The sequence below is a fragment of the Chelatococcus reniformis genome (genome assembly GCF_014640075.1).
Taxonomy (GTDB): Bacteria; Pseudomonadota; Alphaproteobacteria; order Rhizobiales; family Beijerinckiaceae; genus Camelimonas; species Camelimonas reniformis.
Genome location: NZ_BMGG01000004.1, coordinates 358,947 through 375,267, shown reverse-complemented (window position 1 = coordinate 375,267; position 16,321 = coordinate 358,947). Strand labels below are relative to the sequence as shown.

Annotated in this window: 12 protein-coding genes; 10 read left to right on the top strand and 2 right to left on the bottom strand. The window is 67.6% G+C overall.

All coding sequences use genetic code 11. The annotated features are described in order from the left end of the window. The first annotated feature begins 45 nt into the window (after positions 1-45). The 10 genes from IEW34_RS12770 (at position 46) to IEW34_RS12725 (ending at position 14,192) form a co-directional block, all read left to right on the top strand. Entirely contained in the window at positions 46-756 is a 711-nt protein-coding gene (locus IEW34_RS12770) for a glutathione S-transferase family protein (RefSeq protein WP_188609566.1), read from the top strand. A gap of 115 nt (positions 757-871) precedes the next feature. After that, the gene (locus IEW34_RS12765; protein ID WP_188609565.1) at positions 872-1,498 is read left to right on the top strand and encodes a 2-hydroxychromene-2-carboxylate isomerase; all 627 of its coding nucleotides are present in this window, start codon (positions 872-874) and stop codon (positions 1,496-1,498) included. Between the two features lie 417 nt (positions 1,499-1,915). Next, positions 1,916-2,923 carry a helix-turn-helix transcriptional regulator gene (locus tag IEW34_RS12760; RefSeq protein ID WP_505625531.1) on the top strand — a complete coding sequence of 336 codons (1,008 nt, stop codon included), beginning with the start codon at positions 1,916-1,918 and terminating at the stop codon, positions 2,921-2,923. 125 nt (positions 2,924-3,048) lie between these two features. After that, the gene (locus IEW34_RS12755) at positions 3,049-5,211 is read left to right on the top strand and encodes a TonB-dependent receptor (RefSeq protein WP_188609563.1); all 2,163 of its coding nucleotides are present in this window, start codon (positions 3,049-3,051) and stop codon (positions 5,209-5,211) included. 201 nt (positions 5,212-5,412) lie between these two features. Further along, a complete protein-coding gene (locus tag IEW34_RS12750) occupies positions 5,413-7,992 on the top strand; it encodes an ABC transporter ATP-binding protein/permease (RefSeq protein ID WP_188609562.1) in 2,580 nt (859 codons plus the stop codon). After that, complete coding sequence (locus tag IEW34_RS12745; RefSeq protein WP_188609561.1) at positions 7,989-9,764, top strand: ABC transporter ATP-binding protein; 1,776 nt, start codon at positions 7,989-7,991, stop codon at positions 9,762-9,764. The genes IEW34_RS12750 and IEW34_RS12745 overlap by 4 nt, the downstream gene beginning before the upstream one ends. Positions 9,765-9,963: 199 nt before the next feature. Beyond that, positions 9,964-10,941: an NADPH:quinone oxidoreductase family protein gene (locus tag IEW34_RS12740; protein WP_188609560.1), complete on the top strand. Its 978-nt coding sequence runs from the start codon at positions 9,964-9,966 to the stop codon at positions 10,939-10,941. Positions 10,942-11,213: 272 nt separating this feature from the next. After that, complete coding sequence (locus IEW34_RS12735) at positions 11,214-12,176, top strand: tripartite tricarboxylate transporter substrate binding protein (protein ID WP_188609559.1); 963 nt, start codon at positions 11,214-11,216, stop codon at positions 12,174-12,176. A gap of 5 nt (positions 12,177-12,181) precedes the next feature. Then, a complete protein-coding gene (locus IEW34_RS12730; RefSeq protein WP_188609558.1) occupies positions 12,182-12,679 on the top strand; it encodes a tripartite tricarboxylate transporter TctB family protein in 498 nt (165 codons plus the stop codon). A gap of 10 nt (positions 12,680-12,689) precedes the next feature. Continuing rightward, the gene (locus IEW34_RS12725; RefSeq protein ID WP_188609557.1) at positions 12,690-14,192 is read left to right on the top strand and encodes a tripartite tricarboxylate transporter permease; all 1,503 of its coding nucleotides are present in this window, start codon (positions 12,690-12,692) and stop codon (positions 14,190-14,192) included. Positions 14,193-14,588: 396 nt separating this feature from the next. Here the strand turns inward: IEW34_RS12725 and IEW34_RS12720 are convergent, their stop codons facing one another. Together IEW34_RS12720 and ntrB are read right to left on the bottom strand one after the other, a co-directional pair. After that, complete coding sequence (locus IEW34_RS12720; protein ID WP_188609556.1) at positions 14,589-15,386, bottom strand: ABC transporter ATP-binding protein; 798 nt, start codon at positions 15,384-15,386, stop codon at positions 14,589-14,591. A 24-nt stretch (positions 15,387-15,410) separates the two neighbouring features. After that, positions 15,411-16,310 carry a nitrate ABC transporter permease gene (gene ntrB / locus IEW34_RS12715; protein WP_373288245.1) on the bottom strand — a complete coding sequence of 300 codons (900 nt, stop codon included), beginning with the start codon at positions 16,308-16,310 and terminating at the stop codon, positions 15,411-15,413. Positions 16,311-16,321 lie beyond the last annotated feature (11 nt).

Here is a 16,321-nt window from a genome sequence, read left to right as displayed (position 1 = left end):
CGCGCCGGCGCGCCGGGCCCGCAGGCCGCAACGAGGACTGGCGCGATGATCGATCTGCACTATTGGCCGACGCCCAACGGCTGGAAAATCTCCATCATGCTGGAGGAATGCGGTCTGCCCTACCGCACGGTGCCGGTGAACATCGGCAAGGGCGAACAGTTCGAGCCGGGCTTTCAGGCGCTGAGCCCCAACGGGCGCATGCCGGCCATCGTCGACCACGAGCCGCTGGGTGGGGGCGCCCCGCTCGCCATCTTCGAGAGCGGCGCCATCCTGCTCTACCTGGCCGAGAAGACCGGCCGCTTCATCCCGAGCGACGTGCGCGGCCGTTACCAGGTCACCCAATGGCTGATGTGGCAGATGGGGGGCCTCGGGCCCATGCTCGGCCAGCACGGCCATTTCAAGCTCTACGCGCCGGAGAAGATCGACTACGGCATCACCCGCTACGGCAACGAGGCGCGGCGCCTCTACGGGGTGCTCGACCGCGAGCTGGGCAAGACCGGAGATTGCGTCGCCGGCGCCTATTCCATCGCCGACATGGCGATCTTTCCGTGGGTCATGACCCACAAGGCCCAGGAGATCTCGCTCGACGACTACCCGCACGTCGCGCGCTGGTTCGCCACCGTGCGGGCGCGCCCGGGCGTGCAGGCGGGCACGGCGCTCGGCAAGGAGCTGCGCCAGCAGGGCATGTCGGAGGATGCCAAGAAGGTCCTCTTCGGCCAGACCAAGCCTGGCGCCGCCCCGCAGCCGAGCCAGTAACGGCAGGGCAGCCAAGCGCCCCGGGGCAGCCAAGCCGCCCGGGGCAGCAAGCACCGGGATACAAACAACGCCGGCGACGTAGCATCGCCGATCCGCGGCAACTGGGAGAAACGTCTTGATCGAGTTCTTTTTCGACTGCTCCAGCCCCTGGACCTACCTCGCCTTCCACAACATCCAGCCGCTGGCCAAGGAACTGGGCGAGGAGATCTCCTGGCGGCCGATCCTGGTCGGCGGCATCTTCAACACCATCAATCCGACGGTTTACGCCTCGCGCGAAAAGCCGGTGCCGGAGAAGGCGGCCTACACCAAGAAGGACCTCGCCGACTGGGCGGCCTACGCGGGCCTCGACATCAAGATGCCGCCGACCATCTTTCCGGTGAACAGCGTCAAGGCGATGCGCGGCTGCATCTGGCTGGAGCCGCAGGGCAAGCTCGTGCCATTCGCGACGGCGGTGTTCGAGGCCTATTGGGGCGGCGACCAGGACATTTCCAAGGATGAGGTGCTGGCGCCTCTTCTGGACAAGGTCGGCGTCGACCGGGGCGCCTTCTTTGCCGGTATCGCCGAGCCCGCCATCAAGGATCAGCTCAAGGCCAACACCGACGAGGTGATGCGACGCGGCGGCTTCGGCTCACCGACCATCTTCGTCGGCGGCGACGACATGTACTTCGGCAACGACCGCATGCCGCTCATCCGCGCCGCCATTGAGCGCCGCCGTGGCGGCGTCGGCCGTGCCGCGGGCTGAGCCATAGACTAGAGTATTTTCGAGCGAAGCGGACGCCGGTTCGCGTGAAGAAAATGCGACAAAACAAATAGATAGAGCATTTCCGCGACTCGGAGAAACGCGGAAATGCTCTCTAGGGGCGTCCCTTTCGCCGCGGAGGGTCGCTCGCCGGCGCCCCGTGGGGAAGGAGCCCGCTCTTGCAGCGGTTGGCCGGGTCGGCCTGGCGACGCCCGTGACCGGCTGGAACGGCGCGCTCGGCTCGTCGCATATCGGCGCGGCGCCACATCCAGGCCGAGCGGCTCAAGGCCAGTGTTTGAAGCTCACATCCGCCAGCAATTCATTCAATTGACAATCTCAGATCAGCTCGCGATGCTTTATCGGGATCGGACATAATGCCGAATTGAATTATTATTATTCTAAGAAAGCCATAACTCTGCTATGATAATGCGGAATCTGGTACCCGCGAACGGCATGACCACCTCCGATCTCGTCCGTCTCGGGGCCGAGTTCTCGCTGGGCATCGAGCCGATCAACGTCGCCCCCGGCGCTTTCGACACGCCGCTCTACACCGGTCGAGCCCTCGCACACGAAGCGCAACCCGGGCTGATGGTGACGGCAAGCGATATCACGTACGTCTGCGAACAGGACCTCACGGTCGACATGGAGCCGGCGCTGCTCTGCGGAATCATGCTGGCAGGGAATGTCATCGAAACCGACGTCGTCGGTCATGGACGCGTCACACGCCATCCCGAGCGTGCCAGCGTGATGGGCTTCGGCAGGAAGGTGCAATACCGGAGCCCGATCAGGCCCGGGCAGCATTTCCGTACGGCGGGATTCATCCTCAAGCCGGCCTTTTTCGACCGTTTCAGCGATGATCTCGCCGATGATGGCCTCACCAGCTTGCGTGAATTCCTGACCGGCGAGTTTCGCATGGATACGCTCGCGCCGTCGGCGCGGCTGCTGGAGATCGCGCGGCTATGCCTCGAGCATCCCTATAACGGCCAGCTCGGTCAGCTCTTCCTCGAAAGCAACGCGCTGGCCTTCGTGGTCGAGGTGGCCGACGTGCTCAAACGGGAGCGGTGCATGATCGCCCAACTCGGCCGCCGCCAGTATGCGCGGGTTCTGGAAGCGCGGGACATTCTCGATTCCGATCTCGTCAACACGCCGACCAGCCTGCAATTGGCCCGCCGGGTCGGCGTCAACGTCACCACCTTGCAGGCCAACTTCAAGAAGGTCTTCGGCACGACGATCTTTGGCCATGTCCGCGATCAGCGGCTGATGATGGCGCGCGTGCTCCTGCGGGACCACGGGCTCGCCGTAGCGCAGGCCGCGCACCGCGTCGGCTTCGCCCGCCCGTCCGCCTTCAGCGCGGCCTACCGAAGGCACTTCGGCCATCCGCCGAGGGCCGAGATGGCCAGCAACGGGGCCCGGCGGAGACAAGTTTAGAAGAGCTCAAATAGATATTTGGTTTGACGAAAGTTTTTTGAGCGCACTCGATCGTTCCGAGGTCGCGGCATCAGGCAGTTGACCTGTATTGGTCGCTCCAGTTTGCGAAGCTGGGGATAACGATCATGAACAGGGCTGCTCGCTCGAGGCTCGCGTCGGCGGCCGCCATCGGCCTCCTCGGCACCAATCTCGGCCTGGCCGGAATGGCCGGCGCACAATCGGCCGGCGACGCCGTCGAGCTCGACACGATCACGATCACCGGCACCAAACGGCCGCAGGCCGACGCCAACCTGCCCATGGCGACCACCGTGCTGACGCCAGAGGATGTGCCCCAATGGTCGCTGGACCCGATGGCCGATGTCGCCCGCCAGTCGCCCGGCACCAATTTCATGAATTTCGGCCGCTTCGGCGAGAGCTACATGACCATGCGCGGCGTGGGCACGCTGGGCACAGCCCTGAACTCGCTCGACAGCGTGATCGGCCTCTCGGTCGACGGCGTGCCGACGACGCTCTCGGCGATCGACTCCCCATTTCTCGACGTCGAGCGCATCGAGGTGCTGAGGGGCCCGCAGGGCACTACATTCGGCCGCAACGCCTTCGCGGGCGCGATCAACATCGTCAGCAAGCCCCCCGACGGCGCGCGTGAGTTCAAGGTCGATGCGGAGACCGGCTCCAACGGCTACGGCTTCGTCCAGGGCACGGCGGGCGGCTGGCTGATCCAGGACAAGCTGGCCGGCCGCGCGGCGGTGCGCGTCCAGAACTATAATGGCGACATTCCCAACGTCGTGATCGGGGGCATGGAAGGGGGCGCGCAGCTCGCGGCGGGGCGCGTCGCCCTGCGCTACACGCCCGACGAATCCCTGGCGGTCGACATCACCGGCAATTACGACCGCGACACGCGCAGCAATTCGGCCTTTCTGCTCGCAGAAGCGCCGAACTTCCCGGCCAGCGGCGCCGACGTCCTGCCGTTCAATCGCCAGCAGATCGCCAGCGGCTCCGTCAAGATCACCAAGCGCCTAGATCCCTTCATCATCACCTCCACGAGCAGCTACCAGGACATCAAGCTCGCCAACCGCGGCGACTTCACCGACTCGCTTCTGTTCAGCCAGGCCACGCGCCTGCCGCTCTTCTTCTTCATCAATCCCTTGGCCGACAAGATCCTGTACGAAGATCGTGAGCGCATCTTCTTCCAGGAGGTGCGGTTGAATTCGCACCAGAGCGCTCCGATCCAATGGGTGATCGGAACGAGCTATTTCCGGTCCGACTTCGAAACGCACCGGGATCAGGCCACGGCCTATTCACCCACGCTGAACGGCACCATCGACAACAAGATCACGAGCGAGACCATTGCCGCGTTCGCCGATGCGACGGTGCCGCTCGGCCATGGCTTCGATCTCTCGGGGGGGCTTCGCATCGCGCGTGATTCGCAGACGCTGAATGGGCTCTACGTCTCCAACGGCTTTCCGGGAACGGTGCCGGCGCTGGCTCAGCGCAACAGCTTCGACGACCCCTACCTGACGGGTCGCCTCGCCCTGTCCTACCATTGGAACGACAAGGTGATGAGCTATGTCTCGGCGGCACGCGGCTATGCCTCCGGCGGCTTCGAGAAGACGACCGCCTATGCCGGCTTCGGCGTGCTGTCGACGCCCTTCCAGCCGGCCAAGTCCTGGACCTACGAGATGGGCACGAAAGCCGAGCTCGCCAGCGGCATACGGGCGAGCGCCGCGCTGTTCTATAACGACGTCAAGGACGGCCAGCTGACCGGCTTCGATCCGTTGACGCTGTTCCCCTTCCTGACCAATCAGGCTTACCGCAGCTACGGCGTCGAAGGCAGCGTGAGCGCGCGCCTCGCCACCGGGCTCGAGCTCACCGCCGGCGGCGCGTGGATCAAGTCGCGCATCGTGGATGTCACGGCCGAGTCCCTGCTGAGCGGCGTCAAGGCGGGGAACGAGGTGCCCCAGGTGCCGGTGTACACGGCCAATGTCGCCTTGTCGTACCGAGTCGCTGCCGCCGCGCTCGGCCTGCCCGGGGAGATCGCGGCGCGTGCCGACTACCAGCTCGTCGGCGCGCGCTACAGCGACGTGCAGAACAGCGCCGAGTTGGAGGCCTATCACATCGTCAACAGCCAGATCGGCTGGGAAAAGGACGGCGTGAAGATCTACGCCTTCGGCCGCAATCTGCTGGATGAACGCCCCGTCTCCTACGGCTTCACCTATGCGCCGGGGGCGACCGCGCTCTATGTCGGCCGCGGCCGCGTGCTTGGCCTGGGCGCTTCGATGACGTGGTAGCGCAGGGCGCGGGCGACGCGTCCGGCCCGAGGCGCTCACCATGTCCTCGATGCCACTCCTCGCGCGTCCGCCGCGCGGTGCGCGATCCGCCGACCGGCGCGGGCCGCATCACATGCTCAAGCTATTGAATCTGAAGTGCTTCTCTCCGATCGGACGCCTCCCAGCGACCGAAGAAAAGCGCTCCGGCCACCGGAGACCCTGATGGCGCGCGGCTTCCAAAAGACGATGATGACGGCCCTCGGGGCCACCGACCACGTCATGACCGTGCTGTCGGTCACCGATCTCACGCCCGGCTTCCGACGCATCCGCTTCTCGGCACCGACAATGATCGACGGGCGCGAAACACCGACGGCGAGCTATGTCCGGCTGTGGGCGCCCGATCCGAAGGAGCCCGGCAAGGTCCACCAGCGCGGTTACACGCTGGTGGAGCCCGACGCCGCAACCGGCCAGGTGAGCTTCGACTTCGTCCTGCACGAGCCGATGGGGCCGGCCTCGGCCTGGGCCGCGGCGGCGAAGCCGGGCGATACCATCACCGCCTCCTACTACATGTTTCACAAGTTCGAGCCGCCGGAGGATCCGGAGGGCTATCTGCTGATGGGCGATCCAGCGGCAATCCCGGCGATCAACGCCATCCTGGGCGTGCTGCCGCCGGAGGCGCGGGTCGTCATCATCCTGCAGGCCCATGCGCCCGGCGATGCCGCAATCCCGGTGACGACGCATCCCGGCGCCGACGTTCTGTGGACGGGCCCCGGCACCGGTGCCCTGGCCGGTGCCGTTCCCCACCGCGATTGGTCGAACTGGTACGCCTGGGTCGCGGCAGAGGGCGCCGCCATCAAGGAACTGAGGGCGACGCTCAACCGCGTCCATGGCTTCCCCCTGAGCGACATCAAGCATGCCGCCTACTGGATGCGCGGCAAGGCCATGCGGCTGCGCAAGGAAGCGGGGCCGTCGGCCGGGGAGACGGTGACGCGCGACCAGCCGACTACGCAGCCACCCTTCGTTCCGATCGCTGCGGCGAACGCCGCCGCGCCGGCCGCACCGCGCCCGCGCTGGCGCTCGCAGCGGGGCGTGGAGTTGCTCGGCTCGTTGCGCTGGAAGCTGCGCGCCGCCGGCGCGCTGCAAGGGCTGATCTCGCTGATGCAGCTCGCGCCGCTGGTACTCATGGCGGAGCTCGGCCGCAGGCTGCTCGCCGGCGAAGGGCGCTGGGAGGTGCTGTCGCCGCTCATCCTCTGGGCGATTGCGCTCTACGGCGCCGCCGCGACGCTGTCAGCTGGCCTGATGCTGTGGCTGCATGCCGTCGATGCCCAGTTCGGCCATACGCTCAGGGTGTCCATCGTCACCAAGCTCGCGCGGCTGCCCCTCGGCTGGTTCACGGACCGGAATGCCGCGACGGTGCACCAGGCGGTGCAGGAGGACGCAGGCCGGCTGCACTACATGGTCACGCACGCCGTCCCGGACGTCGTCGCCGGTATCGTCACGCCGCTCGCCGTGATTCTCTATCTCTTTGCGGTCGATGCCGCCCTCGCGGCGATGCTGTTCCTGCCGCTCATCGCCTTCGTCGCGCTGTATATCCTCATGATGCGCGGCGTGGCCGACAAGCTCGTCGAATTCGCGAACTGGACCAAACGTGCCAATGCCGCGGCGAGCGCCTTCGTCGAAGCGCTGCCGGTCGTGCGGGTCTTCGGCGGCGATGGGCGGGCGCTGCGTGCCGTGCTGGACGGACAGGCCGCCTTCCTCAACGGCTGGCAGCGCCCGATGGCGGGACGCAAGGTCGCCTCGCAGCTCGCAATCCAGCCGCCCACCTTCCTGCTGCTGATCACGGCGGCCGGCTGCTGGCGAGTTCTGTCCGGCGGCATGGCGCCGGCCGACCTCCTGCCCTTCCTCTTCCTCGGCACGGTCTTCGGCGCGCAGATCATGACGGTGATGTACGGCTTCGTGCCGCTGCGCGAGGCAAAGCAGGCCGCCCGGCGCATCGGCCTGCTGCTGGAGGAGCCGGAGCTCGACCGCAGCCGGTCTTCGCGCGAGCTGCCGCCCGGCCCGCTCGGCCTGCGCTTCGACGGCGTCAGCTTCGGCTACCGGCCGGGCAAGCCGGTGCTGCGGGACGTCGACCTCGTCCTGAAGCCCGGCACCATGACCGCCCTGGTCGGCCCGAGCGGCGCCGGCAAGTCGACGCTCGCCGGACTGCCCGGCCGCTTCCACGACGTCACGGACGGTGCCATCCGAATTGTGTCCGGCGAGACCGAGATCGACATTCGCCAGCTGAAGCCGGAGGCGCTGCAGCGCGCCGTGGGCTTCGTCTTTCAGGACGTGCGCCTGATCAAGGAAACGCTGCGCGAGAACATCGCCCTGGCGCGACCGGGCGCAACGATGGCGGAGATCGAGGCGGCTGCACGCGCGGCCCGGATCCACGAGCGCATCCTTGCCGCCCCGCGCGGCTACGACAGCGTCGTCGGCGAGGATGCACGCCTTTCCGGCGGCGAGGCGCAGCGCCTCTCCATTGCGCGCGCACTGCTCGCCGATCCGCCGATGCTGGTCCTCGATGAGGCGACGGCCTTCGCAGATCCGGAATCGGAGCATCTCGTCCAACAGGCGCTGAGTGCGCTCGTCGGCCGGCGCACGGTGCTGGTGGTGGCGCACCGGCTCCATACCGTCACCCATGCCGACTGCATCGCCGTGATGCAGGCGGGCCGCATCGTCCAGAGCGGGCGCCATCAGGAACTGCTCGCCCGGCCCGGCCTCTACCGCGACCTCTGGCAAGCCGGGGAAAGGAAGAGCGCATGATCGTCGCCGCCCTCCTGCCGGCCGAGGCGCGTGCCCGCCTCGTGCCCTTTGCGCTGCTCGCCGTCGTGGCGGCGGCCTTGCGGGCCGCTTCGGCCCTGCTGCTCGTACCGTTGCTCGGCGGGCTGTTCTCGCAGAGCCCGCGCGCCGCCCTGCCCTGGCTCGGTGCGCTGGCGGTCAGCGTCGCCGCGGGCTGGATACTCGAACGCCATCTGGTGATCCGGTCCTTCGATCTCGGCTTCGCGATGATGGGCTCGATGAACCAGCGCCTCGTCGATCATCTCATGGCGGTTCAGATCGGCTGGTTCGGCGCGGAGCGGCAGGCCCAGGCGAAACGCGCCCTCGCCGGTGCCGTCCCCGAGCTCTTCGCCAGCACCGTCAATCTCGCGACGCAGGCGTCGATCTGCGTCGCTCTGCCGCCCGCGATCGCCATCGGCCTTCTCTTCGTCGCCTGGCCGCTCGGGCTGGTGGCGCTCGCTGCGGTGCCGCTGCTGTTCGGCGCCCTGCTCCTGGGCGGGCGGCTGATGCGCCGGGCCGAGGCCGACTTCGCAGCCGCGTCCGGCGAGGTGGCGGCCCGCACGGAGGAGTTTGCGCGCTCCCAGCTCATGCTGCGCGCCGCTGGACGAACGGGCACGTCCGGGACGCCGCTCGGCGACGCGATCGCGACGCAGAGGCGCAGCGGTCTGCGCATCCTCTGGTTCGCGCTGCCGGGAACACTGGCCTTCTCGCTCGCGATGCAGGCCACGCTGCTGGCGATGGTGGCGGTTCTTGCGCTGATGTTCACGCAGGGCACGGACGACGCCGTCCGCACGGTCGCGCTGATCGTCGTGGCGCTGCGTTTCCTGGAGCCGCTCAACACTTTGTCCGAGCTGTTTCCTGCGCTGGAATCGACGCGTGCGGCGGCAGGGCGCGTGCTCTCCGTCCTCGACGTCCCGACACAGACGAAGCCGGAGCGAGACGCCCGGCCCGGACCCGCGGCAGTCGCGTTCCGCAACGTCTGCTTCGCCGCCGATGGCAAGCGCGTGCTCGAGAACGTGTCCTTCGTCGTCCCGGCCGGCACGATGACGGCGATCGTCGGACCTTCCGGATCGGGCAAGAGCACGATCCTGTCGCTGGTGGCCCGGCTGCTCGATGCCGATGCCGGCGAAGTCGAGGTCTGCAGACACGACGTGCGCGGCTATCGGCCCGACACGCTGATGGAGCAGCTCGCAGTCGTCTTCCAGAACGTGCAGCTCTTCGAGGGTGGCATAGCCGAGAACATCCGCATCGCCCGGCCGCAGGCGAGTGATGCGGACCTACAGGCAGCCGCGTCGGCTGCCGGCGTCGACGAGATCGTCGCCCGCTTGGGAAGCTGGGATGCGCCGGTCGGTGAAGGCGGAGGCGCCCTGTCCGGCGGCGAACGCCAGCGCGTCAGCATCGCCCGCGCGCTGCTGAAGCAGGCCCCCATCCTGCTGCTCGACGAAGCCACGAGCGGACTGGACACCCTGAACGAAGCTGCCGTTGCCACCGCCCTCAGCCGCTTCAGCCATTGCACCGTCCTCGTGGTGGCGCACCGGTTGGAGACGATCGCCCATGCCGACCAGATCGTGTTCGTCGAAGCGGGGCGCGTTGTCGAATCGGGCTTCCGCGAGTCGCTCGTTGCGGCGGGTGGACGGTTTGCTGCCTATTGGCACCATCGCCGTGATGCACAGCGCTGGCAGATGCAGCACAGCCATGCTGGAGCGCTTCGCGATCGGATGGCATCACCCGCTGGAGGTCGGACCTCAGTGACCTGAGGGATTTCTGCGCGGTTGGAAGATTTCATCCCGTTGCGACAGGCTCCAGGTGACCCGGCCGGCGCTTGCATCGGGGTGACCTCTGCCGCCCGCGCAGGCATGGCTGGCTTGACCCGGCCACTCATCCACTTGAGAACGATGGCATAACGGCAGCCTGCCGGGCTCCGCCGACGTCATCACCATAATCAAGGAGGACACCATGCCGCGCGCCGTCGTCTGCCGTACGCTGGGAACGCCCGACGGCGTCAAGCTCGAGGAGCTGCCACGGGCGGAGCTCCCCCCTGACCAGGTGCGCGTCGCCATCCATGCGGCCGGCATCAATTTCCCCGACCTCCTGATGCTGACCGGGGACTACCAGCACAAGCCGCCGCTGCCGTTCATTCCCGGCTTCGAGGCGGCAGGCGTGGTCACCGAGGTCGGCGCCGAGGCGGCGGGCTACGCCGTCGGCGACCGGGTGATGATCGGCGGCAAGACCGGCGCCTTCGCCGATGAAGCCGTGGTCAAGCCCGAACTGCTGGAGCACTTGCCCGACGAGCTGAGCTTCGCCGAGGGTGCCACCTTCCGCGTCGCCTACCAAACAGCGCACCACGCGCTCACCGAGCGGGCTCATATCAAGCCGGGCGAGGTGCTGCTGGTGCACGGCGCCGGCGGCGGCGTCGGCCTCGCCGCGGTGCAGATCGGCAAGCTGCTGGGCGCCACGGTGATCGCCTGCGCCTCCAGCCAGGCGAAGCTCGACGTCGTGAAGGCCTGCGGCGCCGATCACACGATCCTCTACGGCGCCGGCCCCTTCAAGGACGAGGTCAAGCGGCTCACCGACGGCAAGGGTGCCAACGTCATCTTCGACCCCGTGGGCGGCGAGATCTTCGAGCAGAGCCTGCGCTGCATGGCCTTCGGCTGCCGGGTGCTGATCATCGGCTTCACCGGCGGCATCGGTGTCGCCAAGACCAATCTGGTGCTGATCAAGGGCGCCAGCGTGCTCGGCGTGCGGGCTGGCGAATCGACCAAATACGATCACGCCATGGGCGAGCGCACCAAGGTCGCGCTGCGCGAGCTCGCCGCCTCCGGCAAGCTGCGCCCGCAAGTCTCCCACACCCTGCCGCTCGAGCAGTTCCGGGAGGGCATGGAGCTCGTGCGCGACCGCAAGGCGATCGGCCGCGTGGTGCTGACGGTCAGGTGAGCGCGCACGGCCACTCCCGGGCGTGACCGGGCGGATCGCCGCGACAAGGCTCGGGACACCGGGCACTGGCGTCGCGGCCGCGGCCGCATGCCTGCAAGGCTGATCGGTTGCGCCGGATCGGACGGCGGCCGGCACGGCCTCGGTGACGCTGCTCAGAATGCAGGCCACGCCTGTAGTTGAGTGTGCATGACAACCCAGGGCTATTGACGAGCGTCCTGACGCTCCGCACACTGGCTTTATAAAATATTGAAAATTTCAGGGAGGACGTGAGGATGCCGGCAGGAATTCTGCGGTTTGCGATGGGTCTGGCGTTGTTGCTCGGTGTGGCGGCACCGGGCGTCGCCGGAGCCGATACCTGGCCCAGCCGCGAGATCACGCTGATCAACAACTTCCCGCCGGGCGCCGCAACCGACCTGACGGCGCGCATCCTGGCACGCAGCATCGAGAAGCAGCTGGGACAAACCGTCGTGGTCAAGAACGTCCCCGGCGGCGCCGGCCAGCTCGGCCCGGCCGAGCTCGCCGCCAGCAAACCCGACGGCTACACCATGGGGCTCGTCGGCACCTCGACCTATCTCACCGCGCCGCACATGATGGACGTGCCGTTCGATGCCTGGAAGGCGTTCTCGCCCATCGCCCAGGCGAGCGAGCTGCGCTACGGCCTCGCCGTTCCGTCGTCGTCGCCGATCAAGTCCGTCGAGGACCTCATCGCCGCGTCGAAGAAGAAGCGCCTGACCTACAGCTCGACCAGCCCCAACAACGTCGTCGCCCTGTTCCAGCTCGCCAAGCTGACCGGCGCCAACCTGCGCTGGGTGGTGTTCAACGGCGGCAACGAGGCGGTGCTGCAGGCTGTCGGCGGCCATGTCGACGCCGTGCTCCAGAGCGCCACCGAAATGAAGCCCCAGATCGAGGCTGGCAAGCTGCGGCTGCTCGCCTCCGCCTCACCGGCCCGCTGGGCCGAATATCCGGAGGTGAAGACGCTGCGTGAACTCGGCTACGACGCCAGCAGCCCGGGCCCCATGGGCTACGCGTTCCCCGCGGGCGTCGATCCGAAGATCCGCGACCGGATGGAGGAGGCCTTCAAGGGCGCCCTCGCCGACCCGGAGGTGCAGAAGCAGATCCAGGCGCTCGGCATCGTCCCGGAGTACCGGAGCGGCACCGACTTCATCAAATACCTGCGTGACCTCCAGCAGCCCCTGCTGGTCGTGCTCACCGAAAGCGGCATGAAGACCCGGTAAGCGCGATGTCGATCGGTGGAGCGCGGTGGACCGCGCTCGGTCTCCTGGCCGCGGCGCTGGCAGCGCTGTGGCAGGCTCTCAAGCTGTCGCGGTGGGGCTTCGACGGCCCCGGCCCGGGGCTTTTTCCTCAGGCCCTCGGAGCCGTCTGCGCGGTGCTGGCGCTGGCCGTGCTTCTGGCGCCGGCGAGTGACGACGATGCGCAGGCGGAGGGCGGCGGCGTGGAGCGCTACGGCAGCGCCCCGCCCGCCCAGCGGCACACGTTCCACGTCTATCTGATCGCGCTGGCCTTGCTCGTTGCCGGGACCTTCTGGGCCGGCTTCGTCGTCACCGCGTTCGTCGTCGTCGTGCTGATGATGCGCTTCGGCGAGGGGGTCGGCTGGCTTCGCTCGCTGGGCTTTGCCGCGGCCTGCACCGCCCTCGGGCTGGTCTGCTTCGGCTGGCTGCTGCGCGTGAGCCTGCCCACGGGCTGGGTCGACCGCGCCATCTACGCCATGTTGCGATAGGAGGCCGACGATGGAAGCTCTCCTCGGCGGCTTCGCCACCGTGTTCCAGCCGATGACGCTGCTTTATTGCTTCATCGGCGTCTTTCTCGGCACCGTGGTCGGCATCCTGCCCGGTCTCGGGCCGCTGACGACCATCGCCATCCTGCTGCCGATCACCTTCAAGATGGACGTCACGTCGGCGATCATCATGCTGTCGGGCATCTATTATGGCGTCGCCTACGGCGGCACCATCACCTCGGTGCTGATGCGCATTCCGGGCGAAGCCTCGTCCATCGTGACCTGCCTCGACGGCTACGAGATGGCGCGCAAGGGCCGGGCCGGCGCGGCGCTCGGCATCGCCGCCCTCGGCTCGTTCTTCGCCGGCACGGTCGGCGTGATCGCGGTGTCGTTCCTGTCGCCGCCCCTGGCCAGTGCGGTGCTGGCCTTCGGGCCGGCCGAATACACCATGGTCATGCTCGCGGGCCTCGCGCTGGTGACGTATTTCTCCAGCGGCTCGCGCTTCAAGGCGCTGTTGATGGTCGGCTTCGGCCTGCTCCTGGGCTGCATCGGTTCCGATCCCCTGGCCATGACCCCGCGCCTGACCTTCGGCGTCTTCCACCTGTCGGGCGGCGTCGATCTGGTCCCGCTGGCCATCGGGCTGTTCGGCATCTCCGAAGTCCTCTCCATGGCGCTACAGAAGCCCGAGAATCTCAAGGTGCTGGCGCCCCCCTCGCGGCTGCTCGGCTTCCTGCCGTCGCGCACCGAGGCGCGCCGGTCGGTCGGTCCGGTGGCGCGCGGCACGGTGCTGGGTTTCCTCGTGGGGCTGCTGCCGGGCGGCGGCGCGGTGCTCTCGACGTTTCTGTCCTATGCGGTCGAGCGCAAGCTGTCGCGCCACCCTGAGGAGTTCGGGCGCGGCGCCGTCGAGGGGCTCGCCGGGCCCGAATCGGCCAACAACGCGGCCACGGCCGGCGCCTTCGTGCCGCTGCTCTGCATGGGCATACCGGCCAACGCGATCACGGCCCTGCTGCTCGGCGCCTTCATGATCCACGGCGTGGCGCCGGGGCCGACAATCCTGGAGCGCCAGCCGGAGCTGTTCTGGGGGGTCGTCGCCAGCATGTATATCGGCAACGTCATGCTGCTGATCCTCAACCTGCCGCTGGTCGGGCTTTTCGTGAAGATTCTCGAGGTGCCGCGCGCCTATCTGGCGCCGCTGATCCTCATCATCTGCATGATCGGCGTATACTCCACCAACAGCGCCGCCGCCGACGTGTTGCTGGCGGCCCTGTTCGGCGTGGTCGGCTATGTGCTGCGGCGCTACGGCTACGACCTCGGGCTGGTGATCCTCTCCTACGTGCTGGGCGCGATCTTCGAGCGCTCGGCGCGGCAGGCGCTGGCGATCTCCGACGGCGATCTGTCGATCTTCGCCTCGAGCCCGCTGTGCATTGCGTTCGCAGTGATCACCGCCGTCCTGCTCGCCGTCGCGCTTATCCCGCGGCGACGCCTGCCGGTCCCGGCGCTGCAGCCGCCAGCGTGAAGGCGCGAGGGAGACGGAAGGCTGCCTTGTCGAAGAGTTGCATCTGATGGGCCGGATCCGCTCATCAGATCGATGGAACCCGCGATAGCGCAAGAGGTACTCCGCCATCGGATGGAGACCATTCAATGGCGGAGCATGATGATAAGGCAAGTTAAGCTGGGGCTCTTGTCGTGCGGATTGGGCACTCTATCCAATCGCTTCGCGCCCCAGCGAGCTAACCGTTTCCGACGACTTTGGCCATCTTGCTTCGCTCCTGCGAGAATTGAGGCTTCCATCTTGCAGCATGTCAGATGGTACCTCCCGGCAGAGCCTGCAAGTACCTCCGATGGGCGAGACTTGATCAGAGTAGGGCGCTGATTTGCGAGGGAAAGTTTATGCGGCCGCAAGCAATGGCGCTCAGGCCGCTTCCACGTAGCGATGACGCTCGTAGAGGAAGCGCAGCACCGCCTCGCGGCAGTTCAGATAGATCGGATCGCTCGCCGCCTCGAGCCGGTTGCGCGGGCGTGCCAGCGGCACCGTCAGCAACTGGCCGATCTGGGCCGCCGGCCCGTTGGTCATCATGACGATGCGGTCGGAGAGCAGCACCGCCTCGTCGACGTCGTGGGTGATCATGATCACCGTGTTGCGCAGCTTCATGTGGATCTGCATCACCTGGTCCTGGAGGTGCGCCCGCGTCAGCGCATCGAGCGCGCCGAACGGCTCGTCGAGCAGCAGCACCTTGGGCTCCATGGCAAGCGCCCGGGCGATGCCGATGCGCTGCTTCATGCCGCCCGATACCTCCGCCGGACGCTTGTCCCTGGCGTGGGCCATGTGCACCAGCTCCAGATTGTGCAGCGTCCAGTCGTGCCGCTCGGCGCGGCTGCGCGTGCCGCCCGACACCTTGTCGACGGCAAGCCGCACGTTCTCATAGGCCGTCAGCCACGGCAGCAGCGAATGGTTCTGGAACACGATGGCCCGGTCCGGACCGGGACTGTTGACCTCGCTGTGGTCGAGGATGACTGCGCCGGTGGTCGCCCGGGTGAGACCCCCAATGATGTTGAGCAAGGTGGACTTGCCGCAGCCGGAGTGGCCGATGATCGAGATGTACTCGCCTGCGTCGATGGCGAGGTCGATGTCGGCCAGCACGTGGCTGGTCTTGCCGCCGCTGACGTAGGTCTTGCCCACGCCTTCGATCCTGAGGAATTCGCCGGACACGGGGGATACTCCTTCGTGAGAGGCTCAGGCGGCGGTGCCGCGCGTGGCCAGGCGGCCGATCAGCGCGACCAGCCGGTCGAGGAGGAAGCCGACGACGCCGATGTAGAGCAGCGCCACGATGATGTCGGGCAGGCGCGAGGAGTTCCACGCGTCCCAGATGAAGAAGCCGATGCCGACGCCGCCCGTCAGCATCTCGGCGGCGACGATGGCAAGCCACGACAAGCCGATGCCGATGCGCAGGCCGGTGAAGATGTAGGGCGCCGCCGACGGCACCATGATGCGCCAGAAGAATTCGATCGAGTTGAGCCGGAGCACCGCGGCGACGTTGCGGTAATCCTGGGGGATGTTGCGGATGCCGACGGCGGTGTTGATGATCACCGGCCAGATCGCGGTGATGAAGATCACGAAGATCGCGGATGGATTGGCGTCGCGGAACGCCGCCAGCGCCAGCGGCAGCCAGGCGAGCGGCGGCACCGTGCGCAGCACCTGGAAAATTGGATCGAGGCCGCGCATGGCCCAGACGCTCTGACCGATCAAGGTGCCGAGCAACACGCCGACGATCGCCGCTAGTCCGAAGCCGATGGCGACGCGCTGAAGGCTGACCAGCACGCGCAGGCCGAGGCCGATGTCCTGGCTGCCGTGATTGAAGAACGGGTCGACGATGAGATCGTGCGCCTCGCTCCAGATCTGCACCGGGGACGGCATGCCCGATCCGGGCGCCCCGGTGAGAAGCTGCCAGATCAGCCCCAGCAGGGCGACTGCGATCAGGGGCGGCAACGTATTCGCCAGCAGCCGCCGCAGCAGGGGGGCGAGGCGCGTCGTGGCGGCGGAGGCGCCGTGCCGCGGCCGCGGGGCTTCCGAGGTGGCGGCATTGGGCAGTTGCGGCAGCACGCGTGGGTCTTGCGAGGTCAGGGGCATGGTCACGTGGCGGCTCC